Origin of the sequence: Halobaculum sp. XH14 (assembly GCF_032116555.1) — an archaeon.
Classification (GTDB): Archaea; Halobacteriota; Halobacteria; order Halobacteriales; family Haloferacaceae; genus Halorarum; species Halorarum halobium.
In genome coordinates this window covers 1,967,051-1,976,711 of the sequence record NZ_CP134949.1, presented here as the reverse complement: position 1 = coordinate 1,976,711, position 9,661 = coordinate 1,967,051, and the positions used below count along the sequence as shown (strand labels likewise).

The following is a 9,661-nucleotide window of genomic DNA, read 5'->3' as shown; positions in this document are numbered from 1 at the left end:
CTACCGTGAGGACGACAGCGACAGCCTACACCGGCGCCTGAATCCAATCACGGCGAAAACGCTGAAGCGTGATGAACACGTACTCGCATCCATGTCGGAAGCGGAACTCAGCGTCGACGTGGAAGTCGAGGTCGAAGTGGACGAGGACGAACTCGAGATCGAGGTCGGCGACGTCACGGAGGCGGAGGCCGAACTCGAGGTCGACGGCGTCGGGATCGAGGTCGAAGTCGAGGTGGAGCGACACGGTGGGGAGGGACACGAAGCGGACGAATCCGAAGCGGACGAATGGGGCCCTGAAGACGACGCAGACGGCTGGGAGGAGGACGAGGACGCCGGCAGCGAGGCGGAGAACCTCGACCAGCCGACCGGCGAGACCGACGCGGTTCCCGAGGGCGAGGAGCCGGAGTACGAGGACTTCGAGTAACACCTGTCGGGTCCGTCGGCGCCGTCGGCGTCGAACGCGCTTTTTAACCGACCCCGACCACTACCCCCCGGTATGGCACAACCGCGCGTCCCCGGCGGCGGGGGCGAGGCGTTCGACCTCCCGTGCGGGGAGACCGTCCGCGTCCGCGAGTTCGACATGGGGATGCGGGAGTTCGAGTGCGACTGCGGCGCGACCCACGCGGTCGTCACCGACGTCAACCCGCCGGACCGCTTCCTCCCGGAGTTCCTCGTCTCGCTGCTCCGTGAGGCCGTCGAGACGACGAGCGACGAGATGCCCGAGTTCGGCACGCCCCACCTGATGGGCATCGTGCTGGAGGAGTTCCCCGAGTCGGTCGCCGCCGAGGACGTGAGCGAGGACCAGGACGTCGGCTACACGATGCTGTGGGTGACCGACTTCGACTCCCGACGACTCCACGAGGTCATCGTCGAACTCGTCGTGGAGCTGATGGAGCACGCCGTCTCACACAGCGACGACGAGGGCGCGATGACGGAGTTCGAGGAGCAGATGCTCGAGTTCGACGTGGGCGAGTTCGTCGAGCAGTACCGGGCCGAGCGCGACCTGGACGCCGACGACGTGTACGTCTGATTTTCCGGTCTCCCCGGTTCCACGGTTCGGCGTCTGTTCGGGTCGGTTTCAGGCGTCCCGGAGGTCGTCGAGCGCCCGCGAGCGGATGGCGGCCGCGGCGACCTGGTCCGCGCGAGCGATCAGAGTTGCTTCCAGCGTCGCCGGGTCGACGGCCGTCCGGTGGGTGTGTGAGAGCACGACGTGGGCGAGTTCGACCGGGAGGCCGGCCGCCTCGCAGACGTGGACGCCGACGTAGGGATGCCCGAGCAGGTCGTAGCGTTTCGTTCCACCCGGCGAGTCCGGGGCGAACTCGTACAGCTTACTCACGTCGTGGATCAGCGCGCCGGCGACGACGAGGTCCGTCGAGACGACGTCGCCGCGACGTTCGCGCAGCGTTTCGGTCAGCGCCCGCGAGAGTTCGACCACGTCGTTCACGTGCGCGACGAGCGTCTCGTCCGGCAGCCCGAGTCGCTCCTGCTCGTCGGGGAGCCAGGGAACGGAATCGAGGTCGTCCCACTCGGTCTCGGCGAGCGCGGTGGCCCAGGCGTCCCGAACACCATCGCGGAGCGTGCGGTTCGTGACGTCCTCCAGTGCCGGAAACGTCTCCGCGAGGTCGGCGGGTCCCGTGTCGGTCATCGACCGACGCGACGGACGGCTGGGTGAAAAGCGTTCAGCGGTTCGCTGGTCGGCCCGGGCTGCGAGTTCGGTTCGGAAGGTCGGTCCGGAAGTCCGGTTCAAAAGTCAGGACGGAAGTTCGGTTCAGCGACCCCACTCGGCCGCCCGGTGTGGCCGGTCGGAGACTGCCTGGATGTCGGGGTCGTCCCCGCGGCTCGCCAGCGCCGCCAGCGACGCGCGGGCGGCCGCCTCGGTCGAGACGTACGGCACGTCCTCGTCCACCGCGGCGCGGAGCGCGTCCCGCTCGTCGGTGACCAGCAGGTCGATTTTGCCCTCGCGCAGCGCGGCCGGGATGTCCTCGAACTCGGTCGCGTCGTAGTACTCCGTGAAGCCGTCGCGGAGTTTTGCTGCCGCCCCGCTCCCGGCGTCCGGTAGCGCGTCGCCGACGAACGCGAACGTGACCGTCCCCGATTCGGGCAGTCCCTGGCCGGCAGCCTCGAGCGCTTTTCCGTACGCCTTCCCGAAGCTGGTCGCGGTGCCCATCACCTCGCCGGTCGACTTCATCTCGGGACCGAGCCGCGGATCCGACTCCGGCAGGCGGTCGAACGGGAGGACGACCTCCTTCACGCTGAAGTGTTCGGGGATCGCCTCCGACGCGTCCAGGTCCGCGAGCGACCGTCCCGTCATCACCTGGGCCGCGAGCTTCGCGATGGGGACGCCCGTCGCCTTCGAGACGAACGGCACCGTGCGCGAGGAGCGCGGGTTCGCCTCCAGCACGTACACGTCCGCGTCCGGACCGTCGCCCTCCCGGACCGCGAGCTGGACGTTCAACAGCCCGACGGTGTCCAGCGCGCGGGCGATGTCGGCCGTCACCTCGCGCACGCGGGCCATCGTCTCGTCGCTCAGCGAGCGCGGCGGGATGACGCAGGCCGAGTCGCCCGAGTGGACCCCCGCCGACTCGACGTGCTCCATCACGCCGCCGATCAGCACGTCCTCGCCGTCCGAGACGGCGTCCACGTCGAATTCGACCGCGCCCGTGAGGAACTCGTCGACGAGGATCGGCTTGTCCGGCGAGACGCGGACCGCCTCCGTGATGTACTCCCGCAGTTCGTCGTCGTCGTGGACGACCCGCATCGCGCGCCCGCCGAGCACGTAGCTCGGGCGCACGAGCACCGGGTAGCCGATGTCGCGGGCGAGTTCGAGCGCCTCGGCCTCGCTCGTCGCCGAGTCGCCCTCCGGCTGAGCGACGCCGACGTCGTCCATCAGGCGGTTGAACCGGTCGCGGTCCTCCGCGAGGTCCATCGCCTCGACGGTCGTGCCCATGATCTCGCAGTCGAGCCCCCTGCGCTCGAACTCGTCCTTCAGCGGTTCGCCGACGTCGACCGACGTCTGGCCGCCGAACTGGACCATCACGCCGTCCGCACCGGTCGCCTCGACGGCGTCGGCGACCTCCTCGGCGGTGATGGGCTCGAAGAACAGCCCGTCGGAGGTGTCGTAGTCGGTCGAGACCGTCTCGGGGTTGTTGTTGACGACGTGGGCCTCGATGCCGACCTCCCGGAGCGCGCGCACCGCGTGGACCGCACAGTAGTCGAACTCGACGCCCTGCCCGATGCGGATCGGGCCACCGCCGACCACCACCACGGACTCGACGTCGCGGTCGACCTGCAGTTCGCCCGCGGCCGCGTCCCCCTCGTAGGGGCCGCTGAACCACTCCGGCTTGCGCGAGGAGTAGTAGTACGGCGTCGACGCCTCGAACTCCCCCGCGCAGGTGTCGACCTGCTTGTACGTCCGGCCGGGCACCGCGGCCTCCACCTCGCCGACGCCCGCGCGGGCCGCGGAGACCGGGAGGTCCTCGCCGTCGGTGGATCCGGTCGCGTCCCCCGCAACCGCCTCGGTCGCCTCCGCGGTCCGCCAGGCACCCCGGGTCTCGGGCAGCCAGGTGAGGCTGCTGTCCTCGAACTCGTTGCCCGCGAGGGCGGCGATTTCGGCGTTCGTGAACCCGGCCGTGGCGGCGGGCGTGAACTCGCCGTCGACGACCTCCTTGCTCGCCTCGACGATGCGGGCGAAGCGCTCGACGTACCACTCGTAGATGCCGGTCGCCTCGACCACCTCCTCGACGGAGAACCCGCGCTCGAACGCCTCGAACATCGCGTACGGGCGGTCGGGGCTCGGGCGTTCGAGGTACTCCTCGGTCAGCTCCTCGTCCTCGAGCGCGCCGAACTCGACGGCCGGGTCGTACTCGGAGGAACGGAGCGACTTGAGGAGGCTCTCCTCGAACGTGCGGCCGATCGCCATCGCCTCGCCGGTGGACTTCATCGCCGTGCCGAGCGTGAAGTCCGTGTCCTCGAACTTGTCCTGGGGCCAGCGCGGCACCTTCGTCACGACGTAGTCGATCGCCGGCTCGAACGCCGCGGTCGTCTCGCCGGTGATCTCGTTGTCGATCTCGTGGAGGCGCTTGCCGAGCGCGACCTTCGCGGTGACGCGTGCGATGGGGTAGCCGGTCGCCTTCGAGGCCAGCGCCGAGGAGCGGGAGACGCGCGGGTTCACCTCGACCACACGGTACTCGCCGCCCGGCGTGCCGTCGTCGCGCCAGGCGAACTGGATGTTACAGCCGCCCTGGATGCCGAGTTCGCGGATGACCCCGAGCGCCGCGTCGCGCATCTCCTGGTGGCCGTCGTCGGGGATGACCTGGCTGGGGGTCACGACCGTCGACTCGCCCGTGTGGATGCCCATCGGGTCGAGGTTCTCCATGTTGCAGATGATGATACACGAGTCGTCGGCGTCGCGCATCACCTCGTACTCGAGTTCGACCCAGCCCGAGATGGATTCGGTGACGAGCACCTCGCTGTTGCGCGAGAGACGCAGGCCGGTCCGGACCCGCTCGATCAGCTCGTCCATCTCGCCGACGACGCCGGAGCCGGAGCCGCCGAGCGTGTAGGTCGTCCGGGCGATGACCGGCAGGCCGCCGACGCCGTCGGCGGCCGCTTCGACGCGCTCGCGGATCGAGTCCTCGGTCAACTCCGTCACCGACTCGCCCTCGTCGAGCGAGATGGTCGTCGAGCGTGGGACGGGCTGGCCGATGTCCTCCATCCGCTGGCGGAACAGATCCCGGTCCTCCGTCGCGTAGATGGTATCGAGCGGCGTGCCCATGATCTCCACGTCGTGTTCCTCCAGCACGCCTTCCTCCGCGAGTTCGGCGGTGACGTTCAGCCCCGTCTGTCCGCCCAGCCCGGCGATGACGCCGTCCGGCTGCTCCGTCCGGATGATCTCCGCGATGGCGTCGGTCGTGATCGGTTCGATGTACACCCGGTCCGCCATCTCGGGGTCGGTCATGATCGTCGCGGGGTTGGAGTTCACGAGCACGACTCGGGCCCCTTCCTCACGAAGCGCGCGGCAGGCCTGCGCCCCGGAGTAGTCGAACTCCGCGGCCTGCCCGATCTGAATCGGTCCGCTGCCGATGAGGAGGATGGTGCGGCCGTCTCCACTCATTGTCGGGACGAGTTCGCGTATCGTAATAAGCTCGGCGAAGCGCCTCGATATTCGTAGCGAGTTTGCGAAATTCGCAAGCCAACGGTTCACACACCGTCGATGGACCTTTGGTCCGCACCGCCGCTTTTGCCGGATACATGGAGCACACGCGCCCTCCCGCCCTCTCGTCGGGCGACACGGTGGCGATCCTCGCGCCGTCCCGGCCGATTCCGGACGAACTGATCGACGTCGCGGAGCGTCGCCTCGCGGGCCGGTTCGACCTCGACGTGGTCAGCTACCCGACCGCCGACCGCGACCCGGCGGACGGCCCGGCACCGCCGGCGGAGCGCGCCGAGGAGCTGATGGGCGCGTTCGAGGACCCCGACGTGGGCGCGGTGCTCGCGGCGACCGGCGGCGACGACCAGCTTCGCGTCCTCAAGCATCTCGACCCTGAGCGGCTCCGATCGAATCCGACCCGATTCCTCGGCTACTCGGACAACGACAACCTGCGGCTGCTGCTCTGGACGCTGGGGCAGGTGTCCTGGGGCGCGACCGCGCTGCCGGACCTCGTCGTGGACCCCGAGTTGCACCCCTACACCGCGCGGTACCTCGACCGCGCGCTGTTCGACGACGCGCTCGGCCCGGTCGAGCCGGCGGCCGAGTGGACCGACGACTGGTACGACTTCGAGTCGGGTGAGTCCAGGGACTGGCACGACGCCCCGGACTGGACCTGGCGCGACCGCGGCACGGTTTCCGGGCCGACCTGGGGCGGCTGTCTCGCCATCGTCGGATGGCACCTCCAAACGGAGCGCTACCTGCCGGAGCCCGAGCACCTGGACGGCGCCGTGTTGGCCCTGGAGACGTCCGAAACGCTGCCCGACCCCGACGAGGTCGGCTACCTGCTCCGCTCGCTCGGCGAGCGCGGCTGGTTGGAGCGGTTCGCGGGCGTACTCGTGGCCCGCCCGCAGGCGAACAACCCCACGCTGGACTACTCGCGCGAGTTCGACGAGTATCGTGCGAACGTCCGGGCAGCGGTGAACCGGGAACTGGATCGGTACTGCGAGGACGCGACCGCCGCCTTCGACGTCGACTTCGGGCACACCTCGCCGATCTTCCCGCTCCCGCTCGGTGCGACCGCGACGCTCGATCCGGAGGCCGCGACGGTTCGCTTCGACTGAACCGGACCGACCTCACTCCAGTTTCTTCAGCGCCTCGAAGAAGTCCGAGGACGGCCCGGCGACCCGGACCGGCGGGCCGGCGCGCTCGACGACGACCTCCGTCGGGACCTCCACCGTGTGAGGCCGTCGGCCGTCGCTGATGACGACCGCTCCGTCCGCGTCGGTGAGCGTGACGCTCACGGTGACGTCCGGCGCGACGACCAGCGGCGGCATTCCGCCGGTCGCACACATCTCGTTGACGACGAGGCCGTCGACGCTCGGATGGACGAGCGGGCCGCGCTCGGAGAGGTTATACGCCGTCGACCCCGTCGGGGTTGCCACGAGGACGCCGTCGGCGTGCCCGCCCGAGTAGAGCGAGCCGTCGACGCGCACCTCGATGCCGACGCCGCCGCCGTGGCCCCGCCGTGATCCCTGCACGGCGATCTCGTTGGCCGCGTGTGCGCTCTCCCAGTCACGGCAGGTCGCCGCGAGTCGGGGGGCCTCCCGGATCGTCATCTCGCCGTCCCGGAACGCTTCGACCTCGGCGAGGATCGCGTCGACCGCCTCGGCCGGCGGGACCGCGTTGAGGAAGCCGACCTCCCCGAGGTTCACCCCGAGCACCGGCGTCCCGCCGGCCGCGCGCGCCGCGAAGAGGAAGGTGCCGTCGCCGCCGATGGAGACGACCAGGTCCGTCGCGTCCATCTCGTCCATCGAAATCCCGGACGCGTCGAGCGCGTCGGCGGTCACCTCGTCGAGGCGGACGCGAACGTCGACCGCCGCCAGGCGGTCGGCCACGTCCGACGCGAGGTACGTTGCCCGGGTGTTCCCCTTCTGGGCGACGATGCCGACGTCCATGCCCCGAGGTTGGCTGCCCCCGACAAAAACCCCGCCGACCCCGAACCGCTGGGGAACATTCATGGCGTCCGGCACGCTCTTGCACCGTGATGAAGGCGCGCGACGCCGGTCGGTCGTCCGCGACACGCCTGCCGGGGTGGCCCGCGTGAGCGACGAGGACGGGGACGACTGGTTCGAGCGGGCGCTCCGCGAGGACGACGAGGAGGACGTGGACGGCGATTCGGCCGACGACGAGGACGGCTCCGCCGCCGGTCCGGATGCGGCCGAGCGTGGCCGAACCGACGACGGGTTCGGTGACGACTCCGACGGGTTCGACGCGGGTGCGGCTGACGGCGAGTTCGGTAGCCCCGACGGACCCGGAGCCGACGCGGGGTTCGGTGCGGCGGACGCCGAGGGAACCGAGTCCGACGGGGCGGACCCGTTCGGACAGGACTTCGCCGACGCGATGGGCGGTGCCCCCTCCCCGGGCGGCGAGCGAGACGGGTTCGGCGGGGGCGGCGGCTTCGGAACCGGGGGCAGCGACGACTTCGGCATGGGCACCGGAGACGGCGGCGTCGGCACGGCCGGGGAGGGTGGCGGGTTCGGCGGCGGCGGGGTCGAGTTCGACGAGGAGGCGTTCGACTCCGACATCGAGCGGATCGACGTCGGCATCGGCGGCCTCGACGAGATGATCCTCGGGGGCGTCCCCCGGCGGTCGCTGATGACGGTCATCGGGAGCGCCGGCACCGGGAAGACGACGTTCGGGCTCCAGTTCCTCAACGAGGCGCTGACGAGCGACGGCAAGGCCGTCTACATCACCCTCGAGGAGTGCCGGGATGCGATCCTCTCGACGGCCGAGGAGAAGGGCTGGTCGTACCGCGAGTACGTCGAGGAGGACAGGCTCGCGGTCGTGTCGATGGATCCGATCGAGATGGCGAACTCGCTCGACTCCATCCGGGACGACATCTCGCGGCTCGTCGAGGAGTTCGACGCCGACAGGCTCGTCCTGGACTCGGTCTCCCTGCTGGAGATGATGTACGACCACCCGTCGAAGCGGCGCTCTGAGGTGTTCGACTTCGCGCGGTCGCTAAAGGACGCCGGCGTGACGACGATGCTGACCTCCGAGGCGAGCGAGGAGAACGCCTACGCCTCCCGGCACGGCATCGTGGAGTATCTCACGGACGCGGTGTTCATCCTCCAGTACGTCCGCCCCTCGGACTTCCGTGAGACGCGGCTGGCGGTTGAGATCCAGAAGATCCGCGACGCGAACCACTCCCGCGAGACGAAGCCCTACGAGATCACCGGCGAAGGAATCTCGGTCTACCGGCAGGCGAACATCTTCTAGGGAACCTCTTTTGACCGGGGTCCTCCTCGCTCGCTCACTTCGTTCGCTCGCTCGTCGAACCCCGGCGAAGCCGTGTCAGTCGGTCCGGTAGGTCATGAACCCCAGCACGCCGATGGAGCCCAGCAGCGCGACGAGCGCGAACTCCGCGCGGTCGAGCGGACCGCCCAGCCCGGGCGTCTGTTCCTCGACCGAGAGCGTCTTCGCCGCGGAGGCGTCGTAGCGGTGCCCAATGGAGTCGCCGAACACGAGCACCTGCATCCCGTGCATCCCCGGCGTCGTCGCGTCGAGTTGCTGTGAGAGGCTCACCTCCTCGCCCGGTTCGAGTCGCTGCTCCCGCAGGTTGTACGACTGGGTGACGTTGTTCGGGTCGACGGTGTTCAACACGACCGTCGCGTTCGCCGTCGCGTTCCCCTCGTTTCGCACCGTCACGTCGAGCGTCGCCGACTGTCCGGCGGTCATGCTCTCCGTCGAGAGGCTGACCTCGGTGAGACAGAACTTCTTCTCCCCGTCCGCCTCGCACGGGGTGTCCTCGGCCCCCGCGACCGACCCCGCCGCGAGCGCGGCCACGAGCACCACGACCAGCACCGCCAGCGTTCCGCTCCTCGCTCCCATACTCTGGTCGGGCGGGTGGCCCACCCTAAACGCTTCGCCCCGTCTATCGGCGTTGAAAACGGTCGTGGCGCGGGCCGTGACGGATCGGGTTCGGGGCGGTCACCGGAAGGCGGTACGGCGTGGGACTCGGTACGCTACCGGACGACCAGCACCGGGACCGGCGAGGTGCGGACGACCTGCTCCGCGACGCTGCCGAGGACCATCCGCGAGATGCCCCGTCGGCCGTGGCTCCCAACCACGACGACGTCCACGTCGGCCTCCTCGGCGTAGTCGACGATCGCCCCGGCGGGTCCGCCGACCTCGGTCACGGTCTCGACGTCCCGGTCCACGAGCGCCGCGCCGTCGGCCAGGGTCCCCTCCGCCCTGGTTTTCATCGTCTCGTACCACTCCTCGGACCCGCTGGGGACGCCCCGACCGGCGCTGAACGAGCCCTCCGAGGGGTCGATGACGGTGAGGAGGACCAGCTCCGCGTCGGGCCACTCCTCGGCCGCGTACTCTAGGGCGGCGGCCGACTGTTCGGTGCCGTCGAAGGCGACGAGGATCCGCTTTTTCATGCGGAATGGTAGCATATGCGACCGCAAAATGCTGACGGCGAACCGGTCCCCCGCAGTCACCCGAAGT

The 9,661-nt window shown here is 69.8% G+C and carries 9 protein-coding genes; 4 read left to right on the top strand and 5 right to left on the bottom strand.

The window, feature by feature from the left end; translation table 11 throughout:
• The first annotated feature begins 91 nt into the window (after positions 1-91).
• A complete protein-coding gene (locus RJT50_RS10085; protein WP_313691145.1) occupies positions 92-424 on the top strand; it encodes a hypothetical protein in 333 nt (110 codons plus the stop codon).
• 72 nt (positions 425-496) lie between these two features.
• Complete coding sequence (locus RJT50_RS10080; RefSeq protein WP_313691143.1) at positions 497-1,030, top strand: DUF5815 family protein; 534 nt, start codon at positions 497-499, stop codon at positions 1,028-1,030.
• Between the two features lie 48 nt (positions 1,031-1,078).
• Here the strand turns inward: RJT50_RS10080 and RJT50_RS10075 are convergent, their stop codons facing one another.
• Both RJT50_RS10075 and carB read right to left on the bottom strand, forming a co-directional pair.
• Entirely contained in the window at positions 1,079-1,645 is a 567-nt protein-coding gene (locus RJT50_RS10075; RefSeq protein ID WP_313691142.1) for an HD domain-containing protein, read from the bottom strand.
• A 123-nt stretch (positions 1,646-1,768) separates the two neighbouring features.
• The gene (carB, locus tag RJT50_RS10070) at positions 1,769-5,113 is read right to left on the bottom strand and encodes a carbamoyl-phosphate synthase large subunit (RefSeq protein ID WP_313691141.1); all 3,345 of its coding nucleotides are present in this window, start codon (positions 5,111-5,113) and stop codon (positions 1,769-1,771) included.
• Between the two features lie 137 nt (positions 5,114-5,250).
• On the opposite strand from carB, the gene RJT50_RS10065 reads away from it, so the two are divergent.
• Positions 5,251-6,270, top strand: a complete 1,020-nt coding sequence (locus tag RJT50_RS10065; RefSeq protein ID WP_313691139.1) for a S66 family peptidase — start codon at positions 5,251-5,253, stop codon at positions 6,268-6,270.
• A 12-nt stretch (positions 6,271-6,282) separates the two neighbouring features.
• On the opposite strand, the gene RJT50_RS10060 is transcribed toward RJT50_RS10065, so the two are convergent.
• Positions 6,283-7,104 carry an NAD(+)/NADH kinase gene (locus RJT50_RS10060; protein ID WP_313691138.1) on the bottom strand — a complete coding sequence of 274 codons (822 nt, stop codon included), beginning with the start codon at positions 7,102-7,104 and terminating at the stop codon, positions 6,283-6,285.
• A 136-nt stretch (positions 7,105-7,240) separates the two neighbouring features.
• On the opposite strand from RJT50_RS10060, the gene RJT50_RS10055 reads away from it, so the two are divergent.
• On the top strand, positions 7,241-8,428 hold the full coding sequence (locus RJT50_RS10055; protein WP_425499726.1) for a KaiC domain-containing protein: 1,188 nt from the start codon (positions 7,241-7,243) through the stop codon (positions 8,426-8,428).
• A gap of 75 nt (positions 8,429-8,503) precedes the next feature.
• On the opposite strand, the gene RJT50_RS10050 is transcribed toward RJT50_RS10055, so the two are convergent.
• Both RJT50_RS10050 and RJT50_RS10045 read right to left on the bottom strand, forming a co-directional pair.
• Complete coding sequence (locus tag RJT50_RS10050) at positions 8,504-9,040, bottom strand: CARDB domain-containing protein (protein WP_313691136.1); 537 nt, start codon at positions 9,038-9,040, stop codon at positions 8,504-8,506.
• Positions 9,041-9,174: 134 nt separating this feature from the next.
• The gene (locus RJT50_RS10045; protein ID WP_313691135.1) at positions 9,175-9,594 is read right to left on the bottom strand and encodes a universal stress protein; all 420 of its coding nucleotides are present in this window, start codon (positions 9,592-9,594) and stop codon (positions 9,175-9,177) included.
• Between the last annotated feature and the right edge of the window lie 67 nt (positions 9,595-9,661).

Coding starts and splice junctions, on each gene's coding strand:
- RJT50_RS10080 (WP_313691143.1), top strand. CDS start 497: ATGGCACAACCGCGCGTCCCCGGCGGCGGGGGCGAGGCGTTCGACCTC.
- carB (WP_313691141.1), bottom strand. CDS start 5,113: ATGAGTGGAGACGGCCGCACCATCCTCCTCATCGGCAGCGGACCGATT.
- RJT50_RS10075 (WP_313691142.1), bottom strand. CDS start 1,645: ATGACCGACACGGGACCCGCCGACCTCGCGGAGACGTTTCCGGCACTG.
- RJT50_RS10045 (WP_313691135.1), bottom strand. CDS start 9,594: ATGAAAAAGCGGATCCTCGTCGCCTTCGACGGCACCGAACAGTCGGCC.
- RJT50_RS10085 (WP_313691145.1), top strand. CDS start 92: ATGTCGGAAGCGGAACTCAGCGTCGACGTGGAAGTCGAGGTCGAAGTG.
- RJT50_RS10050 (WP_313691136.1), bottom strand. CDS start 9,040: ATGGGAGCGAGGAGCGGAACGCTGGCGGTGCTGGTCGTGGTGCTCGTG.
- RJT50_RS10060 (WP_313691138.1), bottom strand. CDS start 7,104: ATGGACGTCGGCATCGTCGCCCAGAAGGGGAACACCCGGGCAACGTAC.
- RJT50_RS10065 (WP_313691139.1), top strand. CDS start 5,251: ATGGAGCACACGCGCCCTCCCGCCCTCTCGTCGGGCGACACGGTGGCG.